Origin of the sequence: Herbiconiux liangxiaofengii, assembly GCF_041927335.1 — a bacterium.
GTDB classification, from domain to species: Bacteria; Actinomycetota; Actinomycetes; order Actinomycetales; family Microbacteriaceae; genus Herbiconiux; species Herbiconiux liangxiaofengii.
Window position 1 is genome coordinate 129,739 of sequence record NZ_JBHFHD010000009.1, and the last position, 21,438, is coordinate 151,176.

Annotated in this window: 20 protein-coding genes and 3 tRNA genes; 14 read left to right on the forward strand and 9 right to left on the reverse strand. The window is 69.6% G+C overall.

Going from position 1 to position 21,438, the window contains the following annotated elements:
• Window positions 1–42: 42 nt before the first annotated feature.
• Window positions 43–115: transfer RNA gene (locus ACEXOR_RS09455), tRNA-Asn, on the forward strand.
• Window positions 116–219: 104 nt separating this feature from the next.
• On the opposite strand, the gene ACEXOR_RS09460 is transcribed toward ACEXOR_RS09455, so the two are convergent.
• Window positions 220–474 carry a hypothetical protein gene (locus ACEXOR_RS09460; protein WP_374849352.1) on the reverse strand — a complete coding sequence of 85 codons (255 nt, stop codon included), beginning with the start codon at window positions 472–474 and terminating at the stop codon, window positions 220–222.
• Window positions 475–592: 118 nt separating this feature from the next.
• Here ACEXOR_RS09460 and ACEXOR_RS09465 point away from each other — a divergent pair, with 118 nt between their 5' ends.
• Window positions 593–1,300, forward strand: a complete 708-nt coding sequence (locus tag ACEXOR_RS09465) for an AzlC family ABC transporter permease (protein ID WP_374849354.1) — start codon at window positions 593–595, stop codon at window positions 1,298–1,300.
• Complete coding sequence (locus ACEXOR_RS09470; RefSeq protein WP_374849355.1) at window positions 1,297–1,602, forward strand: AzlD domain-containing protein; 306 nt, start codon at window positions 1,297–1,299, stop codon at window positions 1,600–1,602. The genes ACEXOR_RS09465 and ACEXOR_RS09470 overlap by 4 nt, the downstream gene beginning before the upstream one ends.
• A 42-nt stretch (window positions 1,603–1,644) precedes the next feature.
• Here the strand turns inward: ACEXOR_RS09470 and def are convergent, their stop codons facing one another.
• On the reverse strand, window positions 1,645–2,226 hold the full coding sequence (gene def, locus ACEXOR_RS09475) for a peptide deformylase (protein ID WP_374849356.1): 582 nt from the start codon (window positions 2,224–2,226) through the stop codon (window positions 1,645–1,647).
• A 42-nt stretch (window positions 2,227–2,268) separates the two neighbouring features.
• Here def and ACEXOR_RS09480 point away from each other — a divergent pair, with 42 nt between their 5' ends.
• The 6 genes from ACEXOR_RS09480 (at window position 2,269) to ACEXOR_RS09505 (ending at window position 9,626) form a co-directional block, all read left to right on the forward strand.
• The gene (locus tag ACEXOR_RS09480; RefSeq protein ID WP_374849357.1) at window positions 2,269–3,183 is read left to right on the forward strand and encodes a DMT family transporter; all 915 of its coding nucleotides are present in this window, start codon (window positions 2,269–2,271) and stop codon (window positions 3,181–3,183) included.
• A 62-nt stretch (window positions 3,184–3,245) separates the two neighbouring features.
• Window positions 3,246–4,541: a glycosyltransferase gene (locus ACEXOR_RS09485; RefSeq protein ID WP_374849358.1), complete on the forward strand. Its 1,296-nt coding sequence runs from the start codon at window positions 3,246–3,248 to the stop codon at window positions 4,539–4,541.
• 64 nt (window positions 4,542–4,605) lie between these two features.
• Window positions 4,606–4,679: transfer RNA gene (locus ACEXOR_RS09490), tRNA-Ile, on the forward strand.
• A 153-nt stretch (window positions 4,680–4,832) separates the two neighbouring features.
• Window positions 4,833–5,852: an AAA family ATPase gene (locus ACEXOR_RS09495; RefSeq protein ID WP_374849612.1), complete on the forward strand. Its 1,020-nt coding sequence runs from the start codon at window positions 4,833–4,835 to the stop codon at window positions 5,850–5,852.
• 19 nt (window positions 5,853–5,871) lie between these two features.
• Window positions 5,872–7,185, forward strand: a complete 1,314-nt coding sequence (locus ACEXOR_RS09500; protein WP_374849359.1) for a DUF58 domain-containing protein — start codon at window positions 5,872–5,874, stop codon at window positions 7,183–7,185.
• Complete coding sequence (locus tag ACEXOR_RS09505; RefSeq protein WP_374849360.1) at window positions 7,182–9,626, forward strand: transglutaminase TgpA family protein; 2,445 nt, start codon at window positions 7,182–7,184, stop codon at window positions 9,624–9,626. The genes ACEXOR_RS09500 and ACEXOR_RS09505 overlap by 4 nt, the downstream gene beginning before the upstream one ends.
• Here the strand turns inward: ACEXOR_RS09505 and ACEXOR_RS09510 are convergent.
• Complete coding sequence (locus ACEXOR_RS09510) at window positions 9,567–10,127, reverse strand: PadR family transcriptional regulator (RefSeq protein ID WP_374849361.1); 561 nt, start codon at window positions 10,125–10,127, stop codon at window positions 9,567–9,569. The two genes, ACEXOR_RS09505 and ACEXOR_RS09510, sit on opposite strands and share 60 nt — an antisense overlap.
• Before the next feature lie 246 nt (window positions 10,128–10,373).
• Between ACEXOR_RS09510 and ACEXOR_RS09515 the strand changes: the two genes are divergently transcribed.
• Window positions 10,374–10,880, forward strand: coding sequence for a DUF3145 domain-containing protein (locus ACEXOR_RS09515; protein WP_374849362.1), 507 nt, complete (start codon window positions 10,374–10,376; stop codon window positions 10,878–10,880).
• A gap of 38 nt (window positions 10,881–10,918) precedes the next feature.
• Here ACEXOR_RS09515 and ACEXOR_RS09520 read toward each other — a convergent pair whose 3' ends face one another.
• The 6 genes from ACEXOR_RS09520 to aceE all read right to left on the reverse strand — a co-directional run bounded on the left by ACEXOR_RS09520 (window position 10,919) and on the right by aceE (window position 18,714).
• Window positions 10,919–12,157: a beta-ketoacyl-[acyl-carrier-protein] synthase family protein gene (locus ACEXOR_RS09520; protein WP_374849363.1), complete on the reverse strand. Its 1,239-nt coding sequence runs from the start codon at window positions 12,155–12,157 to the stop codon at window positions 10,919–10,921.
• Window positions 12,158–12,266: 109 nt separating this feature from the next.
• Entirely contained in the window at window positions 12,267–12,515 is a 249-nt protein-coding gene (locus ACEXOR_RS09525) for an acyl carrier protein (protein WP_066038612.1), read from the reverse strand.
• Between the two features lie 92 nt (window positions 12,516–12,607).
• A complete protein-coding gene (locus tag ACEXOR_RS09530) occupies window positions 12,608–13,612 on the reverse strand; it encodes a beta-ketoacyl-ACP synthase III (RefSeq protein ID WP_374849364.1) in 1,005 nt (334 codons plus the stop codon).
• 37 nt (window positions 13,613–13,649) lie between these two features.
• Window positions 13,650–14,570: an ACP S-malonyltransferase gene (locus ACEXOR_RS09535; protein ID WP_374849365.1), complete on the reverse strand. Its 921-nt coding sequence runs from the start codon at window positions 14,568–14,570 to the stop codon at window positions 13,650–13,652.
• A 114-nt stretch (window positions 14,571–14,684) separates the two neighbouring features.
• Complete coding sequence (locus tag ACEXOR_RS09540; RefSeq protein ID WP_374849366.1) at window positions 14,685–15,926, reverse strand: PucR family transcriptional regulator; 1,242 nt, start codon at window positions 15,924–15,926, stop codon at window positions 14,685–14,687.
• A 61-nt stretch (window positions 15,927–15,987) separates the two neighbouring features.
• Window positions 15,988–18,714, reverse strand: coding sequence for a pyruvate dehydrogenase (acetyl-transferring), homodimeric type (aceE, locus tag ACEXOR_RS09545; RefSeq protein WP_374849367.1), 2,727 nt, complete (start codon window positions 18,712–18,714; stop codon window positions 15,988–15,990).
• Between the two features lie 220 nt (window positions 18,715–18,934).
• Here aceE and ACEXOR_RS09550 point away from each other — a divergent pair, with 220 nt between their 5' ends.
• The 4 genes from ACEXOR_RS09550 to ACEXOR_RS09565 all read left to right on the forward strand — a co-directional run bounded on the left by ACEXOR_RS09550 (window position 18,935) and on the right by ACEXOR_RS09565 (window position 21,147).
• Window positions 18,935–19,408, forward strand: a complete 474-nt coding sequence (locus ACEXOR_RS09550; RefSeq protein ID WP_374849368.1) for a peroxiredoxin — start codon at window positions 18,935–18,937, stop codon at window positions 19,406–19,408.
• Window positions 19,409–19,457: 49 nt separating this feature from the next.
• Window positions 19,458–20,090, forward strand: a complete 633-nt coding sequence (locus ACEXOR_RS09555) for a SatD family protein (protein ID WP_374849369.1) — start codon at window positions 19,458–19,460, stop codon at window positions 20,088–20,090.
• Window positions 20,087–20,983 (forward strand): hypothetical protein, encoded by an 897-nt coding sequence (locus tag ACEXOR_RS09560; protein ID WP_374849370.1) that lies wholly within the window; start codon window positions 20,087–20,089, stop codon window positions 20,981–20,983. The genes ACEXOR_RS09555 and ACEXOR_RS09560 overlap by 4 nt, the downstream gene beginning before the upstream one ends.
• A gap of 88 nt (window positions 20,984–21,071) precedes the next feature.
• A tRNA-Val gene (locus ACEXOR_RS09565) sits at window positions 21,072–21,147 on the forward strand.
• The last annotated feature ends 291 nt before the right edge of the window (window positions 21,148–21,438 follow it).

Below are 21,438 nucleotides of genomic sequence, written 5' to 3' on the forward strand. Positions count from 1 at the left end.
AAAGAGGTGGTATCGTATTGATCGCTGTTCAGGCAGCGATAATCCTCGATAGCTCAATTGGCAGAGCAGCCGGCTGTTAACCGGCAGGTTCTTGGTTCGAGTCCAAGTCGGGGAGCGAAGGCCTCGCGGCTCCACCCGCGGGGTCTTTCTTATTTTCTGGCTCCGCCTGCGGCGGACGCTCTCCAGAAGGGTCGGGTGTCCGGCCGGGCAGGTGAGATCTCAGCCCGCCTCGCGGGTGTGGGGCTCGGCCACCACGGTGGGTCGGCCCACGTCGATGGTGGTGACCGCCAGGGGGATGCCCGGGCCCACCAGGAGCAGATCCACCCCGCCGCGATGCAGCAGCGGCACCAGCTCGGTGTCACCGCGCGAGACCACGTCGGAGGCGGCAGCGGCGAAGATCTCGCCCATCGTCTCGGTGGCGAAGAACGTGCGTCCGCCGTGGTGGATCACGCGCCCGTATTCATGTTCAATCATCGTCGATCGTCCGTTCCCGCCGAATCCAGTGCGTCGTTCGCACACTACGCCCGGCCTCCGACGGCGAACAGGGATTTGCAGCGATCTGGCATGGTCGGCGATCTGGCATAGTCGGAGAATGACCTCGCGCCGCACCCCGGAGGAGCGCGCGGCCGTCAGAGCCTCGCTCGCCGTGGGCCTCGCCACCGCCGTCTACGGCGTCTCCTTCGGTGCGCTCGCCACGCTGTCCGGGCTCGACCTCTGGCAGACCTGCTTCCTCAGCCTCGTCATGTTCACCGGCGGCTCGCAGTTCGCCCTGATCGGCGTGCTGGCCTCGGGCGGGCTCGCGGCCGGCCCGTCGGCGATCACGAGCGCCGCCCTCCTCGGCACCCGCAACGTGTTCTACTCCGTCCGGATGTCGCCCGTGGTCGGCCCCGGCTTCTGGAAGCGCACCGCGGCCGCGCACCTCACCATCGACGAGTCCGTCGCCGTCTCGACGGCGCAGCGCACCCCGGCCGCCCAGCGGATGGGTTTCTGGGTCACCGGTGTCGTCATCTACCTCGGCTGGAACCTCACCACCCTCATCGGCGCCCTGATCGGCGACCTGATGGGCGACGTGAGCGCCTACGGACTCGACGCGGCCGCGGCAGCCGCGTTCCTCGGGCTGCTCTGGCCCCGGCTCAAGGCGCTGCAGACCCGGGCGGTCGCCGTGGCCGCCGCCGTGGTCGCTGCCGTGTTGACCCCCGTGCTCGTGCCGGGGCTGCCGGTCCTCGTGGCCGCCGGAGTCGCCGTGGTGGTGGGCGGCTTCAACCTCTTCGCCCGCCCCGCGAAGGCGGGCCCGGCATGAGCGCCTGGAACGTGGTCATCCTCGCCTCGGTGATCTGCCTGGCGCTGAAGGCCGCCGGCTACCTCATCCCGGCCCGCATGTTCGAGCATCCGACGGTCGCCCGAACCGCCGAGTTGATGACCGTGGCGCTGTTGGCTGCGCTGATCGCCGTGCAGACCCTCGGCGCCGGCCAGGCCGTGCAGGTGGATGCGCGGGTGCCCGCGGTGCTCGTGGCGGCCGTGCTGTTCGCGCTACGGGTGCCGTTCGTGGTGGTCGTGATCGCGGCGGCGGTCGTGGCCGCCGGCATCCGGATGCTCACCTGACCGCGGGGCCGGAGTCACCGTAGCGGCGCGACGGTCCCTCGTTCAGGCCTCGACGCTGTCGACCCCGGGCACCCAGGCGTTTCCGGGCACGCCCCAGCCCTTCTTGCGCTCGATCTTGCGGGCCACCTTGGCGTACACGGGGTCGATGCGGTCGACGTAGAGCAGACCGTCGAGGTGGTCGTACTCGTGCTGGAAGATGCGTGCGAGCCAGCCCGAGGCCTCGATCTCGTAGCGCCGGCCCTCGAGGTCGGTGGCGCGCAGGATGGCACTCTCCCCGCGCACGAGCGGGAAGCGCTCGCCCGGGAACGACAGGCAGCCCTCCGACTCGGTGTCGGGGTCGGCCGGTTCCACCGAGGGGGGAGTGATGAACAGCTCGGGGTTGATGGCCACGCCCCGGTACTCCACGGGCTCGCCGTCGTCGGTCTCGTCGTCGGTCCAGCCGAACACGAACAGGCGCAGCGGCACCCCCACCTGCGGCCCCGCGAGGCCCACGCCCGGCGCGGCGTCCATGGTCTCGAACATGTCCGACACCAGGATGCGCAGCTCGTCGTCGACGACGGTCACCGGAGCGGCGGGGGTGTGCAGAACCGGGTCGCCGGAGATCAGAATCGGAAGAAGAGCCATTCGCTAAGCCTATCCAGGGGCCCTGCGGGGTACTGTCGTCAGGTGCCTCTCGACATGCTTCAGCTGACCGAGCCGATCGGCCTCGACCCGAAGCAGTTCATCGGCATCCCGATCGCCCTCGTCGGTGCGGTGTTCCTCAGCCTCGGTGCGCAGTTCCAGCATCGCGGGGTCACCAAGGTCGAGGCGAACACCAACCAGGCCGACAAAGGCCTGAACGTGCGCCAGATGATGGCGCTGCTCGGCCGGCCGTCGTGGGTGCTCGGCACTCTGATGCTGGGTCTCGCCATCGTCTTCCAGCTCACCAGCCTCGGCTTCTCGCCCATCATCGTGGTGCAGCCCCTCGGGGCCGTCGCGCTCGTGATCACGGCGATCCTGAACTCCCGGGTGAGCCGGGTGAAGCTCAACCGGAGCTCGGTCATCTCGATCATGCTCTGTGTGGGGGGCGTCGGGCTGTTCGTGCTGGTCGCCGCCTTCACCGCGGTGGACAAGCCGGTGCGCACCCGCGAACTCATCGTCATCCTGATCATCCTCGCCGTGGTGCTGGCGCTGTTCGCGGTCGGCTTCGCCTTCCTGCGGCGGCGGTTCAAGGCCATCGCCTACATCGTGGGCGCCGGGGTGCTCTACGGTTTCGTCGCCACCCTCGCGAAGGTGGTGATCAGCCGCATCCTGCAGGCCGACTTCGAGTGGCTCACCGTGCTCGCCATCGCGGGCCTCCTCGCGGCGGCCGCACTCGGCGGCTACTTCGTGCAGAACGCCTACTCCTCCGGCCCGCCCGACCTCGTGATCGCGGGCCTCACCGTGATCGATCCGCTCGTGGCGGTGGGCATCGGCATCCTGGTGCTCGGCGAAGCATCGCAGGCGCCGCTCTGGGCGATCTTCGCGTTCCTCGCGGCCGGTCTGGTCGCCATCCTCGGTGTGTTCGGGCTCGCCCGATACCACCCTCAGACCCAGCACTAGGGTAAATTCTTCACATCCCACGAGCTCGGGCACCCCGGCTCACACTTCAGGAAGACGACGGTTTGACAGACTCCTCAGCTCCGGCGACCGAACCGACCGGCCAGCCGGCTCCCGGCACGACCGACCGGCCGCTGCGCATCCTGATCGGCGCCGACACCTTCTCGCCCGACGTGAACGGTTCAGCCCGTTTCTCCGAGCACCTCGCCTCGGGCCTCGCATCCCGCGGTCATGACGTGCACGTGGTCGCGCCCTCGGCCGGTCGCCGCAACGGCACCTGGAAAGAGATCTACGACGGCCACATCATCACCGCGCACCGGCTGTACAGCTGGCGCTGGTACCCGCACGACTGGCTGCGCTTCGCCCTGCCGTGGCGCATCCGCCAGAACAGCGCTCGCATCATCGACGAGGTGAAGCCCGACGTGGTGCACTTCCAGTCGCACATCATCGTGGGCCGCGGGCTCTCGACCGAGGCGCAGAAGCGCGGCATCCGCATCGTGGGCACCAACCACTTCATGCCCGAGAACATGCTCGCCTTCACCGGCATCCCGAAGGGCCTGCAGAACTGGGCCATCGGGCTCGCCTGGGCCGCCGCCCGACGGTCGTTCATCCGAGCCGACGCCGTCACCGCGCCCACCCGGCGCGCCGCCGACTACTTCGAGAAGGAGACCGGGCTGCGCGACGTGTACGCCATCTCCTGCGGCATCGACGCCGACCTCTTCGTGCCCGACTTCACCCCGCGCACCGAGAATCGCGTCATCTTCGTGGGCCGGGTGACGGGGGAGAAGCACCTCGACGTGCTCCTCGAGGCGATCAAGCTGCTTCCGGCCGACCTCGACGTCAAGCTCGACGTGGTGGGCGGCGGCGACCAGCTCAAGAACCTGCAGTCGATGGCCCAGCAGCTCGGCATCGGCGACCGCGTCACCTTCACCGGGTACGTCACCGAGGAGGAGAAGCAGCGCCTCTACACGCGCGCCACGGTGTTCGCGATGCCTTCGATCGCGGAGCTGCAGAGCATCGCCACGATGGAGGCCATGGCGAGCGGTCTGCCCGTGGTCGCGGCCGACGCGATGGCGCTGCCGCACCTGGTGCACGACGGTGAGAATGGCTACCTCTTCGAGCCCGGCAGCGCCGAGCAGCTGGCCGACCGCCTCGAGAAGGTGCTCCGGATGCCGCAGGAGGAGCTCGATCGCTTCAAGCGCGAGTCGCTCTCCATCGTGGCGGCGCACGACATCAATCGCACGCTCACCATCTTCGAGCACCTCTACCGCGGCGAGCCGGTGCCGGAGGCGCTTCCGCCGGCACCCCGCGAGCACCCCGCTCGCGAGCAGAACAGCCGCGAACCGGCCACCGAGGCCTGAGCGGGCAGCCCGGCCCGACCGGGTATCGTTGTCTCGGTCACGCCGCGCCCGCGCGGCGGTGTCCGGGGCGGTAGCTCAGCTGGTTAGAGCAGCGGACTCATAATCCGTCGGTCACGGGTTCAAGTCCCGTCCGCCCTACGAGCAGGCCGATCCCGTGCGCTCTCTATGCACCCGCTATGAGACGGTCGTAATTGTCAGCCGGTGCGCTTATCGTGGGGTCATGCGCGTGTTGAGCCCCGCCCGACCACTGACGGCCGTCTCCCCGGAGGCCCGGCGGTGAGTTCCGAAGCCATGACCACGGCTCCCGCCGGCACCGCCGCCGCGCCCGGAGCCCCTCTCACCCTCGCCGAGTTCGGCCACCACACGGGCGCCATCCTCGACAACCTCGAGCGGGTGATCGACGGCAAGACCGAAGCGGCCACCCTCGCCCTGATCGTGTTGATCGCCGAGGGCCACCTGCTCGTCGAGGACGTGCCGGGCGTGGGCAAGACCACCCTGGCCAAGGCGCTCGCCCGGAGCGTCGGATGCTCGGTGAGCCGCATCCAGTTCACTCCCGACCTGCTGCCCTCCGATGTGACGGGCGTGTCCATCTACAACCAGGTCGACCACGCCTTCGAGTTCAAGCCCGGCGCCGTGTTCGCCAACATCGTCATCGCCGACGAGATCAACCGCGCCTCGCCCAAGACCCAGTCCGCGCTGCTGGAGTGCATGGAGGAGACGCAGGTCTCGGTCGACGGCACCACGCACAAGCTCGAACCCCCGTTCATCGTGGTGGCCACCCAGAACCCCATCGAGATGGAGGGCACCTACGCCCTGCCCGAGGCCCAGCGCGACCGGTTCATGGCGCGCATCTCGATGGGCTATCCCGATGCCGCCGCCGAGCTCTCGATGCTGCACCACCGCGAGTCGTCGAGCCCGCTCGAGCAGCTCTCCGCCGTGGTCGACAAGCGCCAGCTGGCCGAACTGATCGACACGGCCCGGGCCATCTACGTCAGCCGCGCTGTGGAGTCGTACGTCGTCTCGATCGTTCAGGCCACCCGCACGCATCCCGAGTTCCGCCTCGGAGCGAGCCCCCGCGGCACCCTGCACCTGGTGCGTGCCGCCAAGGTGCTGGCCGCTCTCCGTGGCCGCGAGTTCGTGGTGCCCGACGACGTGAACGAACTCGTCGTCCCCATCCTCGCGCACCGCATCGTGGCCACCCGCCGCGCGGCGAGCGACACCCGCGGCGGCGGCACCGAGGCCATCGCCACGGCTCTGCGCGCCATCGTCTCCTCCACCCCGGTTCCGCTGAACCGGTCACGGCCGGCCTGAGGCAGGCCGCCGAGCTCCGATGGCCGCACCGCGCCCGGAACGTTCACTGCCCCGCCTCACCGTTCGAGGCTGGGGCCTCGTGGTCGCGGCCGTCGCGGCTTTCGTGCTCACCCAGGTGCTCCGCCGGCAGGAGCTCGCCTACCTCGCCTGCTTCCTCCTCGCCGTGCCGCTGCTCGCACTCGCGTGGGTTGCCCTCCGCCGCGTGGCACTCACCGTGCGCCGCACGTTCACGCCGGAGTCGGGCACCGTGGGCGACGTGGTGACGGCGACGATGTTCCTCCGCAACTGGGGCGGCCTGCGCACCCCGGCCGCCGTCTGGCGCGAGCGCACCGCAGCGCCGCTCGAACCGGCTCCGCCGGCACCCTTTCCGTCTCTCGATCGCTACTCGTCGTCGACCCTCGACGAACCCGTACCGGTGCGGCTCGACTACCGGCTCGACACGCGGTTCCGCGGTGAGCATCCGATCGGCCCGCTCGAGCTCACCGTCACCGACCCGTTCGGCTGCGCCACCCGCCGGCTCGGCTTCGGCGGCACCGACACGGTGCTGATCACCCCCACCGTCTACGAGCTGGCGCGCATCGATCTGCGCCTGTCGACCGGCGACGGGGCCGAGCAGGTGTCGCGCCGGCTCGTCGGCGCCGGTGAACAGGACGTCATCGCCCGCAAGTACCTGCCGGGCGACTCCATCCGCCGCGTGCACTGGCCGGCCACCGCCAAGCACGGCGAACTGATGGTGCGCCAAGACGACCAGCGCAACGATCAGGATGCGGTGATCGTGCTCGACGCCCACTCCTTCGCCACCGGCCCCGGTTTCGAATGGGCCGTCAGCACGATGGCCTCGGTGGCGGTGCACCTCATGAACGAGGGCTATGGCGTGCGTCTCGTGGGCCATGTGGCCGGCGGCGACGACGAGGTGCTGGTGGCCCCGTTCGGAGCCGCGCGGGCGATGCGGGCGCTGGCCCGAACCGGCCCCGACGCGGTGCACGACGCCGACGAGTTCCGTCAGGTGGTCGACGACGCGGCGCTCACCTCGCCGGATGCACCACCCCTGTTCGCCCTCGTCTCCGACGAGCCGGGGGCGGCCGATCGCATCCGGGGCCTCGCCTCGATGTCGTCGCACGCGGTCGCCTTCGTCGTGTCCGACGGAGACGATGCCCCGAGCACCGGCCGGGCTGCACGCGGCCGTCGGCATCCGGATGCGGCCGCCGCAGCCGTCGCCTCGCCCGTCGCAGCCGAGCTGCGGTCGTCGGGGTGGACGGTCGTGCCCTGCGGGCCCGACGATCATCTCCCGGCCGTCTGGCACTCCCTCGGGGAAGCGAGGGGGCTCGCATGAGCACCACGCTGAGACCCCCGGCCGCACCCGACCCCGGCTTCCCCGACGACCCTCGAGGCCGCCGGCGAGGCCCCACGTCCGCCCCCGGATCACCGTCGAGCCCGCCCCGCAGCCGGAACGCAGCGGCCGCGGCACGTCGTCGGGAGCGTTCGGGCTCGTGGAAGACCACGGCGGCTGTGGGCCTCACCATCGTGATCGCCCTGTTCGGCCTCGCACCCCTCCTGCAGGGGCTCGGCTGGTGGGTGGCGACCGCGGCCATGGTGGCCGTACTGCTCACATTCTCGGCGCTGCTGCGCTCGCGCGGCCTGCCAGAAGTCGTGGTGATCGCACTCGCCGCACTGCTCTGGCTCGCGCTCGTGGTGCTGCTCTACGCCCCCGACTCGACCTGGCTCGTGCTGCCCACCCTCGACACGGTGAACGACATCGCGGGCGATCTCGCGGTGGCCCGCGAGTCGATCGCGGTGCAGGAGGTGCCGGCGTTGGCGGTGCCCGAGATCACGCAGCTGCTGGTGATGTCGATCGGTCTGATCGCGCTGGTGAGCGACGAGCTCGCCACCGGCCTCCGGGTGCCGGCCCTCAGCGGGGTCGGTCCGCTCGCCGTTCTCTCGATCACCCCGCTGGTGCGGCGCGACGAACCCCAGGTGACGGTGTACGCCTTGACGGCCGTCGCCTTCCTGCTGGTGCTCTGGACGGGATCACGGATCGGGGTCTCGCGCGGTGACCGACGATCTGCGGGGCTCGGGAGCATCCGCCCCACCGCCGGCGGACGCAACCCCGGCCTGGCCGTGGGGATCGCCGCTGCCGCGGTCGCCGCCCTGGTGGTGCTGCCCACCGTGACGCCCGGGCTCACCGCCCGAGATCTCACCGATCAGGCCGACCGTTCGCCGTTCGCCTCGGTGTACGCCACCGGCGTCGATCCGACCATCCAGCTCGGCCGCGACCTGCGCCGGAGCGACCCGGTGCTCTCGCTCACCTACACGACCACCTCTGAGGACGGCCTCTACCTCAAGATGGTGAACCTCAGCGACTTCACGCAGGGGGAGTGGCAGCCCGAGAGCCCGTACGAGGGCGACGGCTACGACGGCGGTGCCTTCGGGCCCCCGCCGGGCCTGGCGGCCGACGTCCCCGTCACCGACGTCACCACCTCGGTGTCGATCGCGGGTCTGCGCAGCGACTGGCTGCCGCTGCCCTACCCCACGCAGCAGGTCGACGACCTGCCGGGCGACTGGCTGCTCACCCCGGAGACCTTCACCGTCACCGACCTGCAGAGCGACACGCAGGGCATCAACTACACGGCCACGAGCCTCGCGGTGGCACCCACGGCGGAGCAACTTGCGGCGGCGGGAGAGACCGTGCCCGACTCGCTCTCGGGATACCTCGGGCTGCCCGCCGGCCTGCCGCCGGTGATCGCCGAGCTGGCCGCCACCGTCACGGCCGGAGCGGTCACGAATTACGACCGGGCGGTCTCGCTGCAGGAGTACTTCCGCTCGGGCGAGTTCCGGTATTCGCTCTCGGCGCCCGCATCCGACGGGTATGACGGCAGCAACGCCGATATGATCGCCGCCTTCCTCGACCAGAAGGAGGGCTACTGCGTGCACTTCTCCGCGGCGATGGCGGTGATGGCGCGCACCCTGGGCATCCCGTCGCGCATCGCCGTGGGGTACGCCCCCGGGCAGACGGCCGACAGCACCGCCGACGGCGAGCCCGTGTACGAGGTGTACACCGACCAGCTGCACGCCTGGCCGGAGCTCTACTTCGAGGGCATCGGATGGCTGCCGTTCGAGCCCACCCCCGGCCTCAACATCACGCCGCCCGACTACAGCCTGCCCGACTACGCCCAGCAGAGCGCGACCGGCAGCGCCGCCCCCGCTCCGAGCTCCACGTCGACGGCCACGAACTCGGCCGGGCCGGAACGCGGTGATGTGGGTGCGTCGGCGTCGGCCGAGCAGCAGGTCCTCGCGCAGGTGCGCGGTTGGTCGATCTTCGCCGGCATCCTGGTGGTGGCGGCCGTCGTGGTGCTGGCGCCGTTCCTGGCCCGCCGATTCGTTCGACGGCGACGCATCCGTCGACTGGCAACCGACCCCCTGCCCGGCACCCTGGCCTGGCTCGAACTCGAGGACACGCTCGACGACCACCGCCTGCAACGATCGGCGGGAGACACGATGTCCGATGTCGAGCGCCGACTGACCGCGGAGAACATGGTGCCGGCCGATGCGATCGAGCGGCTGAGGCTCGTCGTCGAGTTCGAGCAGTATGCGCCCCCCGGCAGCGCCGGAGACGAGACCCGACGCCGTATCGCGGGCGACCTCGAGGCGGTGATCAGTGGGCTGGATGCGCGGGCAGAGACCCGCGAACGCACCCTGGCCCGTCTGCTTCCGGTGTCACTGGTGCGCCGGCGCCGTCGCCGGTCGACGTCCACGACGGGGACGCTCGTTCCGTAGCGGCCGCGCGAGCGATACCGGCCCGCCGGGCAGCGCCCGCAGATCGTCGAGCCACTCGAGGGCGGCCTGCGCGAGGCGGCGCTGCGCAAGACCCGCCGGCCGAGGCGGCTGCGTGGCCGTCGCCGCGGCCGACATCTCGCGCCACTCGGCGGAGTAGCCGTCGATGAGGTCGACGACCCCGGGGTGCCCGAGGCTGGTGGCGAGCAGCACCTTGAAGGTCATGTCGCCCCACGGGTCGGCCACGTCGAGCGACGGCTGGCGGAGCCAGGCCTCCGCGGCGGCCGTGCCGTCGTCGGTGAGGCCGTAGAGCGGCAGGCCGTCGTCGGTGGCGCCCGACATCCGCACCAGGCCCGCGCTCACGAGCCGATCGAGCGTGGAGTAGATCTGGCCCACGTTGACCCGGCCCACCCGGTCGGTGCGCTCCTCGAGCTCGCCGTGCAACTGCAGCCCGTAGGCCTCCGTGACGCTGAGCACCGCGAGGATGCCCGACCGGATCGACATGGCCCTCCTCGCGAACGGTACTCGGAGCGAACGGTACTCGGAGCGGATGTACTCAGAGCGAACGTACTCGGAGTCGATGTCAGCGAGTCTAGGTCGCGGTTCGGCCACCGGATGGGCGACCCGCGGATGACACGGTTGTGATTCGCCCGTTCGCACTGGCAGAATGGCAGCATAACTGCACAGCACCGCCGCATTCATCCGTTCACAGGTCGTTGGGGAAGACGTACCTCACGAATGGAGAAGATTATGGCGGCAATCGTTGCTCGCGGAGTGGTCTATGTCCACTCCGCGCCCCGCGCGCTCTGCCCCCACGTCGAGTGGGCCGCAGGTCGCGCCATCGGTCGTGCAGTGAACTTCGACTGGATCGAGCAGCCCGTGCTGCGCGGCTCCCAGCGGGCCGACTTCTACTGGGAGGGTGCGCCTGGCACCGGCGCCGCCATCGCCTCGGCTCTCCGAGGCTGGGAGCACCTCCGCTACGAGGTCACCGAGGACGCGAGCGAGGGCACCGACGGCGGCCGCTGGATGCACACGCCCGACCTCGGAATCTTCTACGCCCAGGTCGACAGCGCCGGCAACACGGTCATCCCGGAGGACCGCATCCGCGACGCCATGGAGACGGCGGGCACCAACGCCCTGGAACTCCACCGCGAGCTGCGCCTCGCCCTCGGCCAGGCCTGGGACGACGAGCTCGAGCCCTTCCGCTACGCCAGCGACATGTCGCCCGTGGTCTGGCTGCACCGCTCCTTCGGCTGAACCGGATCGGCTGGTCAGCCGAAGGAGCAGCGGCCTGATCAGGCCGTCTTGAAGGCCACGACGGCGTTGTGGCCACCGAAGCCGAACGAGTTGCTGATGGCCAGAAGGTCTCCGGTCGGCAGCTCCCGTGGGGTGCGCACGACGTCGAGCGGGATGTCAGGGTCCTGCTCGCTGAGGTTGATGGTGGGGGGAGCCGTGCGCTCGTGCAGGGCCAGCACCGTGAAGATGGCCTCGATGCCGCCGGCACCGCCGAGGAGGTGACCGGTCGACGCCTTGGTGGCCGACACGGGGATACCGTCGAGACGATCGCCGAACACGTGCCGGAGTGCCTTGTACTCCGCGATGTCGCCCACCGGGGTGGAGGTGGCGTGAGCGTTGATGTGGGCCACGTCATCGAGCGAGAAGCCGGCGTTCTCCACGGCCGCGATCATCGCTCGCGCCGCCGCCGACCCGTCGGGGTCGGGGGCGGTGATGTGGTACGCGTCGCTCGTGACGGCGCCGCCGAGCACCTCGGCGTAGATCTTCGCGCCGCGGGCCAGGGCGTGCTCCTCGGTCTCGAGCACCAGGGCTGCACCGCCCTCGCCGAGCACGAAGCCGTCGCGGGTGAGGTCGTAGGGGCGCGATGCCGACGCCGGGTCGTCGTTGCGCTTGGAGAGCGCCTGCATCGAGGCGAACGCCGCGATCGGCAGCGGGTGGATGGCCGCCTCCGAGCCGCCGGCGATGATGATGTCGGCGAAGCCGGCCTGCAGGTGGTCGTAGGCGTTGACGACCGACTCGGTGCTGGAGGCACAGGCCGAGACGACCGTGCGGGCGCCGGCCCGGGCGCCGAGCGACATCTCGATGGCCGCTGCCGGGCCGTTCGGCATGAGCATCGGCACGGTCATGGGCAGAACCCGTCGCGGCCCCTTCTCGCGCAGGGTGTCCCACGCATCCAGCAGCGTCCACACGCCGCCGATGCCGGTGGCCCAGTCGACGCCGAAGCGCTCCGGGACGACCTCGGGGGAGCCGGCATCCGCCCACGCCTCACGCGCGGCGATGAGGGCGAACTGGCTCGACGGGTCGAGCCGCTTCGTCTCGATCCGCTCCAGCACCTCGGCGGCGGGCACGCGGGCCTGAGCGGCGAAGGTCACCGGCAGTTCGTTCTTGGCGACCCACTCCTGCTCGAGGGTGGTGGCGCCCGACTGGCCGGCGAGGAGGTTCTTCCAGCTCTCGGCCGCGGTGCCGCCGAGCGGGGAGGTCGTGCCGATACCGGTGACGACGATCTTCTTCGTGCTCATGGTGAAACTTTCTGTGGGTGGTCAGTCCAGGCGCGCCGGGGTGGCGCAAGGCGGCCGGCAGGATGGGGCGAGAGGCCGCGATCCTGCCGGCCGGGGTGCGTGAGTGGGCTCAGCCCTGTGCGGCGACGATGAAGGTGACGGCGTCGCCGACGGTCTTGAGGTTCTTGACCTCTTCGTCGGGGATCTTCACGTCGAACTTCTCTTCGGCGTTCACGACGATGGTCATCATCGAGATGGAGTCGATGTCGAGGTCGTCGGTGAAGGACTTGTCCAGCTCCACAGTGTCGGTCGCGATGCCGGTCTCGTCGTTGATGAGCTCGGCCAGGCCGGCCAGTACTTCTTCGGTGGACAATGCCATTGTTCTTCTCCTTGAGGGTGGGGTTTGACCGAGATTCAGTGTAGTCGGGCGTCGAGCGCGCGGCCGTGCACGACGACGGGGGTGGACAACCGTTACGGCAGCACCACGACCTGGGCCCCGTACACCAGGCCGGCGCCGAAGCCGATCTGCAGGGCGAGGCCGCCCGAGAGCTCGGGATGCTCGGTGAGCAGCCGGTGGGTGGCGAGCGGGATCGAGGCGGCCGACGTGTTGCCGGTGGTCGCGATGTCACGCCCGATGGCGACGGTCTCCGGCAGCTTCAGCTGCTTGGCGAACTCGTCGATGATGCGCATGTTGGCCTGGTGCGGGATGAATGCCGCCAGGTCGTCGGCCGTGATTCCGGCGGCTTCGATGGCCTGGTTCGCCACCTTCACCATCTCCCAGACCGCCCAGCGGAAGACCGCCTGGCCGTTCTGGCGGAGGGTCGGCCACTCCGACTCCTGGTCGCGGAAGCCGATGTTGGTTCCGGTCATGTAGATCTCGTCGCGCTTCGTGGCGTCGGAACCCCAGATGGTGGGGCCGATGCCCACGGCGTCGCTCGGGCCGATCACGGCCGCTCCCGCGCCGTCGCCCAGCAGGAACGAGATGGAGCGGTCGGTGGGGTCGACGAACTCCGAGAGCTTCTCGGCGCCGATCACCAGCACGTACTCGGCGAGGCCTGCCCGGATGAGCGAGTCGGCCTGGCCGACGCCGTAGGCATAGCCCGCGCAGGCCGCGCTGATGTCGTACGCGGCGGCCAGCGGTGCGCCGATGCGCTCGGCCACCTGGGTGGCGAGCGAGGGGGTGATGACAGGGTTCGAGATGGTCGACACGAGGATGGCGCCGATCTGCGAGGGCACGATCCCCGCGCCCTCGATGGCCTCGAGGGCGGCGCTCTGCGCGAGGTCGACCGCGAGAACGTCGTGCGAGGCGCGCTTGCGCTCGATGATGCCGGTGCGCTGGCGGATCCACTCGTCGGAGGAGTCGATCGGGCCGACCAGGTCGTCGTTGGGCACCGTGAGGTCACCGCGGGCGGCGCCGATGGCGTAGATGCGGGTGAACTGCGGGCCGGTGGACTGCTTCAGGCTGGGGGTGGTCATGCGGGTTCTGTGCTGCCTTCTGTGGAGAGGGGGTCGCTCAGGCGGCCTGGTCGATGAGTTCGATGGCCTGCGGGAGGTCGTCTGGGGTCTTGACGGCGACGGCCGGCACGCCCTTGAGCCCGCGCTTGGCGAGTCCGGTCAGGGCGCCCGCCGGTGCCACCTCGATGAGGCCGGTGACGCCCGCGGCGGCGAAGGACTCCATGCAGAGGTCCCAGCGCACGGGCGACGACACCTGGCCGACGAGGAGTTCGACGAACCGGCTGCCGCTGGTGACGGCGGAGCCGTCGCGGTTGGTCCAGATGGGGAGGGTGGGGTCGGCGGGCTCGAGGGTGGCGGCCACGGCCGCGAGCCGTTCGACCGCGGGGGCCATGTACCGGGTGTGGAAGGCGCCGGCCACCTGCAGCGGGATGACGCGCACGCCGCGCGGGGCGCGCTCCGCGAGAGCGGCCAGCGCATCCGGAGTACCCGCCACCACGATCTGACCGCCGCCGTTGTAGTTCGCCGGCAGCGCGCCCACCTCGTCGAAGAGGGCGAGCAGCTCGGTCTGGTCGCCGCCCACGACGGCGCTCATTCCGGTGGAGGTGAGAGCCGCGGCATCGGCCATGGCGCGGCCGCGCTCACCCACGAAGCGCATGGCATCGACGTCGGAGAGGATGCCGGCACCCGCGGCCGCCGTGATCTCGCCCACCGAGTGGCCGGCGATGCCGCCGACGCGCTCACGCCGCCCGTCGGCGAAGAGGGCGCGGAGGGTGAGGATGCCGGCCGCCACGATGAGGGGCTGGGCCACCGCGGTGTCGCGGATGGTGTCGGCGTCACTCACCGTGCCGTGGGCCACCAGGTCGCTGCCGGCGGCTTCGCCCAGCTCGGCGAGCGTGCTGCGGAACGAGGACTCGGCGATCCACGGGTCGAGGAAACCGGGGGTCTGCGACCCCTGGCCGGGACATACGACGACGATCATTGGTTCAGTCTCCCAGGAGTTCGGTCGGAGGCCGTGTCGACCGAAGCCAACGCTCTCCGCCATTCATTGTCGAACACATACAGCGAAGACGACCCTAGCGAGACCCGCGGCGCGTCAACGACGGTGCCCCGGCGAGTCGTGGTCGTTCATCGACCCGAGGATGAGCGCTGACTGCAGGATCAGCGCCTCCCTGGCTCCCGTCGCGTCCCAACCGATCACCTGGGTGACCCGCTTGAGGCGGTAGCGCACGGTGTTCGGGTGAACGAACAGCTCGCGCGCGGTCGCCTCGAGCGAGCGGCCGTTGTCGAGGTAGCACCAGAGCGTCGTCATCAGCTCGGGCGACTGGTCCTGCAGAGGGCGGTAGACGCGGTTGACCAGGGTCGAGCGGGCCAGCGGGTCTCCGGCCAGCGCACGCTCGGGCAGCAGATCGTCGGCGAGCATCGGGCGAGGAGCGTTCCGCCAGGCCTTGGCCACCGCGAAGCCGGCCAGGGCCGCCTTGGCGCTGCGGGAAGCGTCGACGAGGCTGGGCACCTCGTGACCGAGTACGAGGTATCCCGGTCCGAACCCGGGTTCGAGCTGGGTGGCGATGTCGAGGAACGACAGCGCGGGTGCAGCGGCAGCGGCCGACGTCTCCTCGGCCGACCCGGCGGCCGAGACATCCGGAGTCGTGTCGAGGGGCCCCAGGTTCGCCGGCTGCGCCCGCCCGATCACGAGCACCAGGCGGCCGCCCTGCACACCGATCAGCAGATCGGCGTTGAGATGCCTGGCCGTGCGCCGCAGCTGGTCGACGTCGAGCTGGCGCGGAGTGGTGCCCACCAGCACGCTCACCTCACCGTGCCCGTGCCAGCCGAGGGCCGCGATGCGGGAGGGCAGCTCGTCGTCGTACTCGCCGCTCAGGATGCTGTCGACCACGAGGGCTTCGAGTCGGGCGTCCCAGAGGCCGCGGGCTTCGGCAGCCCGGGCGTACACGTCAGCGGCGGCGAACGCGATCTCGCGCGAGTAGAGCAGGATGGCCTCGCGCAGGGAGGCGTCGGTTCCGCGAACCCGCTCCTCGACGACCTCAACCACCACACGGATGAGCTGCAGCGTCTGCTGCAGGCTCACCGATCGGAGCAGCTCACGGGGAGCGGAGCCGAACACGTCGGCGGCGATCCAGGTGGTGGTCGACGGGTCGTCGTACCACTGGATGAACGACTTGATTCCCTGCTGGGCCACCAGACCCACGGCCGAACGCCGCCCCGGCGGCATGTCGCCGTACCAGGGCAGCGTGGCGTCGAGCTTCTTGATCGTCGCGGTCGAGAGCTCGCCCGAGATGGTGCGCAACCATGCCAAGGTCTGCGCCTTGGGCCTGGTCATCGCACTCCCGGGGCCACAGCGCCCTCGACCGCGATCGATCGTTCACTCATGCGTCGCCGCGTCAGCTCTCGCCGCCTGCCGAGCCGGAGGTGCCGGCCGTGACGTCGTAGAGACGGTACTTCTCGATGGCCCAGGAGGGGGCGTTCTGGTCGACCTCGCCGCGGGCGGCGAGCTGCTCGAGCACGCGCACCACCACCGAGGGGCCGTCGATCTTGAAGAACCGGCGCGCTGCCGGACGGGTGTCCGAGAAACCGAAGTCGTCGGCACCGAGGGTGGCGAACTCTCCGGGCACGAACTGGCGGATCTGGTCGGGCACCGCGTGCATGTAGTCGGTGACGGCCACGAACGGACCGGGCGCCTCCTGCAGCTTCTCGGTGACGTAGGCCTTCCGCCGCTCCTCGTTGGGGTGCAGGAAGTTGTGCTCCTCGGCCTTGAGGCCGTCGCGGCGCAACTCCGTCCACGACGTGACCGACCAGACGTCAGCCGAGACGCCCCAGTCGTTCGCGAGCAGCTCCTGCGCCTCGAGGGCCCACGGAACCGCCACACCCGACGAGAGGATCTGGGCCTTGGGGCCTTCGATCGAGCCCGACTTCAGGCGGTAGATGCCGCGCACCACGCCGTCGACGTCGAGACCCTCGGGCTCGGCCGGCTGCACGTGCGGCTCGTTGTAGACCGTCAGGTAATACATGACGTTCGGGTCGTCGTGCTCGCCGCCGTACATGCGCTCGAGACCGGACCGCACGATGTGGTTCAGCTCGTAGCCGTACGCCGGGTCGTAGCTCACCACCGCGGGGTTCGTGGAGGCGAGGAGCAGCGAGTGGCCGTCGGCGTGCTGCAGGCCCTCACCCGTGAGGGTGGTGCGGCCGGCGGTGGCTCCGATGATGAAGCCGCGTGCCATCTGGTCGCCCGCCGCCCACATCGCGTCGCCCGTGCGCTGGAAGCCGAACATCGAGTAGAACACGTAGATCGGGATGAGCGGCTCACCGTGGGTGGAGTAGCTCGTGCCCACCGCGGTGAACGCCGCAGCGGCGCCCGCCTCGTTGATGCCCACGTGGATGATCTGGCCCTGAGGGCTCTCCTTGTAGGCCAGGAGGAGCTCCCGGTCGACGGAGGTGTAGGTCTGGCCCTTGGGGTTGTAGATCTTGTTCGACGGGAAGAACGCGTCCATGCCGAACGTGCGAGCCTCGTCGGGGATGATCGGCACCACGCGGTTGCCGAAGTCCTTCGAGCGGGTCAGGTCTTTCAGCAGTCGCACGAAGGCCATCGTCGTGGCGATCTCCTGGGTGCCGGAGCCCTTCTTCAGGGTCTGGTAGCTGGAGTCGTCGGGCAGCGTGATGGCGGTGTGCTTGGTTCGACGCTCGGGCACGTAGCCGCCGAGCGCGCGTCGGCGCTCGTGCAGGTACTGGATGGCCTCGTCGTCCTCGCCCGGCTTGTAGTACGGCGGCAGGTACGGGTTCTCCTCGAGCTGCGCGTCGGAGATGGGGATGTGCATCTCGTCGCGGAACATCTTGAGGTTGTCCAGCGTCATCTTCTTCATCTGGTGGGTCGCGTTGCGGCCCTCGAACGACGGCCCGAGGCCGTAGCCCTTGATCGTGTGCGCCAGGATGACGGTGGGCTGGCCCTTGTGCTCGCTGGCGGCCTTGAAGGCGGCGTACACCTTGCGGTAGTCATGGCCGCCGCGCTTGAGGTTCCAGACCTGGTCGTCGGAGTAACCCTCGATGAGCTTCAGGGCGCGCGGGTCGCGGCCGAAGAAGTTCTCGCGCACGTACGCGCCGGACTCGGCCTTGTACGTCTGGAAGTCGCCATCCGGAACCGTGTTCATGAGGTTCAGCAGGGCGCCCTCGGTGTCGCGGGCGAGCAGGTCGTCCCACTCGCGGCCCCAGATCACCTTGATGACGTTCCAGCCGGCACCGCGGAAGAAGCTCTCGAGCTCCTGGATGATCTTGCCGTTGCCGCGCACCGGGCCGTCGAGACGCTGCAGGTTGCAGTTGATCACGAAGTTGAGGTTGTCGAGGCCGTCGTTGGCGGCGACCTGCAGCTGGCCGCGGCTCTCCACCTCGTCCATCTCGCCGTCGCCGAGGAAGGCCCAGACCTGCTGGTCCGACGCATCCTTGATGCCGCGGTTGGTGATGTATTTGTTGAGCTGGGCCTGGTAGATCGCGTTGATCGGGCCGAGGCCCATCGACACGGTGGGGAACTGCCAGAACTCGGGCATCAGCCGCGGGTGCGGGTAGGAGCTCAGGCCGCCACCGGCGTGCGACTTCTCCTGACGGAACCCGTCGAGCTGGTTCTCGTCGAGCCGGCCCTCGAGGTAGGCGCGGGCGTAGGTGCCGGGGGAGGCGTGGCCCTGGATGAAGATCTGGTCGCCGCCGCCCGGGTGGTCCTGGCCGCGGAAGAAGTGGTTGAAGCCCACCTCGTACAGCGCTGCACTGGAGGCGTAGGTGGAGATGTGGCCGCCCACCGCGATGCCGGGGCGCTGGGCGCGGTGCACCGTCATGGCCGCGTTCCAGCGGATCCAGGCGCGGTACTTGCGCTCGAGCGCCTCGTCGCCGGGGAACTCCGGCTCGTTCTCGGAGGCGATGGTGTTGATGTAGTCCGTCGTCGGAACCATCGGAACACCGAGGTGGAGCTCTTTGGAGCGCTTGAGCAGGCTGAGCATGATGTCTCGTGCCCGGCCGTGGCCGCGGGCCTGCACGAGGGCGTCGAGCGATTCGTTCCACTCAGCGGTCTCGTCGGGATCGGAGTCGATGTGCCCCGAGGAGTACGGGTCCTGGTCGTTGACAGTCACCGGCGACCTCTCTTCTGTTGTTTACAGATCTGTTTTCGTCGGGCGCCCTTGCCAGGATGGGGGTCGGAACGCCAGGAGCAAGCCTACTGAGTTAAACCGGTGAAACCGCTCCGTTCGTTTCTGTTCGCCGAGCGCACAGTGCTTGGGATATCCCCCGAACGGGTCTAGAATCGTGTGCGCGTTTGCCGAGAGACTCCCGGCATCGGAAAGGCAGCCGATCATGGCTTTGGAGAACGACACCCTCGCTCCCGATTTCGACCTCCCCAACCAGTACGGGGAGCGCATCCGCCTCAGCCAGTTCCAGGGCAAGAAGCCGGTGGCGCTGGTGTTCTTCCCGCTTGCCTTCTCGGGCGTCTGCACGAGTGAGCTCTGCACCCTCGAAGACAATCTCGCGCTGTTCAAAGACGCGAACGTCGAGCTCATCGGCATCTCGGTCGACTCGAAGGCGACGCTCCGGGCCTGGGCCGAGAAGGAGGGGTACGACTTCACGCTCGTGGCCGACTTCTGGCCGCACGGTGACGTGGCGAAGGATTACGGCGTGTTTCTGGATGAGAAGGGCTTCGCGAACCGTGCGACCTTCCTGATCGACACGAACCGCATCATCCGAGCTTCGTTCATCACCGCTCCCGGCGAGGCGCGCTCGATCGGGGCTTACCGCGCCGCCCTGGAAGAGCTTCTGCCTGTCGCCGTCTGATATGAGCCTGGGGCTTATATCGAACGGTTATAAGCGCTAGACTGATGTAATGGATCTCCAGCACGCCGCTGTGATCGTCGACATCGTCGGCTCGAAGGCCCTCGACGACCGGCGGCACACGCAAGCGGCCATCCTGACGGCCTTCGCGGGCGTCGACGAGTACCTCGGCGCCGGTTCGCCCTTCGTGGCTACCGTGGGAGACGAGTTCCAGGCGGTGTATCCCTCGGTCGGGATCGCGCTGGAGGCCACGCTCGCCGCGCGCCTGGCCCTGCCGGAAGGCATCGACTGCCGATTCGGAATCGGGTGGGGTGAGGTGCGCGAGGTGGGCCGCGGCGTGCTCGGCCCGGTACAGGACGGCTCGGCCTGGTGGCGGGCGCGCGAAGCCATCGAGGAGGCCCACCTTCGCGAAGACACCCGCACCCCGAGTCTCCGGGGGTGGTTCGTCGGTGACGACGCATCGCTCGCGGCTGTGGTGAATGCCTACCTGCTCACCCGCGATCATCTGGTGACCGCGATGAGTGCGCGGGCGCGTCGTCTCACCCTCGGCGCTCTGTCGGGCCGGCTGCAGAGCGAACTCGCGGCGGAGGAAGGCATCTCCCAGGGCGCGGTGTCGCAGTCGCTCCGGCGCTCGGGGGCGGTGAGCGTGCTGACGGCCACGCAGTCGTTGAGGGCCGCACTGTGATCGTCGCCGGCCTGCTGCTCGTGCTCATCGGGAGCGCCGACATCGCCCGCGCCGCTCTGGCGCCGCATTCCTCGCGAGCTGCTGCTCTCGGGGTGTTCGCGGTGGTAGGTGCGGGGTGGGCCCTTGTGAGCGTGCTGGCCGCGACGGGGCTCGGAGTGCCGGTTGCCTGGCTCGGGTTGCTGCTGGTGCTGGCCGTCGGCTGGTTGGTGACCACGGCGAGGGATGCGGGGGCCCGGCCGCCGGGCTCGCCGGCTGTGACGCCGTCGCGTCATCCTCGGCTGCGCATCCTGCCGGCCGTCGTGGTGATTCTCGTGATCGGGGCGTCGTTCTTCTGGAACCCGGTCGGCGGGGGCCTGCACGGCTACCTGGTCGACGGGCTCGCCCAGGCGCCGGTTCGCCCGCTCGCCGCACTACCGGTCGAGACGGTGATGCTCGCTGTCGGGCTGGCCCTGTTCTTGGTCGAGAGTGCGAACATCGTGGTGCGCGCTGCCCTGCGGCCGGCCATCGAGCCTCAGGATGCGATGGTCGACATCGTGGCCGCGGGCGACGGCGACGGCCGTGTCGAGGTGGAGACCACAGGACTGCTCGGTTCGCGCACGCGCGTCGTGGTGCGGGATGGCGCCGCGTCGGCGGACCCTCCAGCTGTGCAGGATCTCCGCGGTGGACGGCTGATCGGCCCGCTGGAGCGCCTGCTGATCGTGGCGCTGTCGCTCGCCGGTGCGCTGCCGATCGTGGCTGGGCTCCTCGCGGCGAAGGGCATCGTGCGTTTCCCGGAGATCTCGAACGACCGGGCACGTGGCTCCAAGGCCGAGTACTTCCTCGTGGGCAGCCTTGTCAGCTGGGCGCTGGCCTTGCTGGCCGCGGGCACGCTCTGGATATCAGCACAGCACTAATATTAAACGAAGATAAGCCTCTGTCTTATGTCTCGTGCGACACCCACCTTCCCTCCCCGATAAGCTGTCTGCACCCGCGTCAGCGCAGGGGCCTTTAGCTCAGTTGGTAGAGCGCCACGTTTACACCGTGGATGTCATCGGTTCGAGCCCGGTAGGGCCCACCATTTCTGCATCTCGAAGGCCATCGAGGCTGTCTCGTCAGGCTGCGCGGATCTCTGGAACGCAACCATATCCATCTCGGGCAAGCGCGGCGCGCGCGGCAGTCCCGGTCGGGTCTCGGGAGCTTTGTGTTCCGGGTGTGGGGTGCTGCCGCGCGCTTCGCGCTTGCCCTCGATGACCGTGGCTGGGTCGGGTGGATGTCGGTCGGTTGTGGTAGCGCGGGAAAGACGGAGAATCGATGTCTGATCTGGTGTTTTGATTGATTCTCGGGTGCTGCCGCGATATAATTGAGGCAC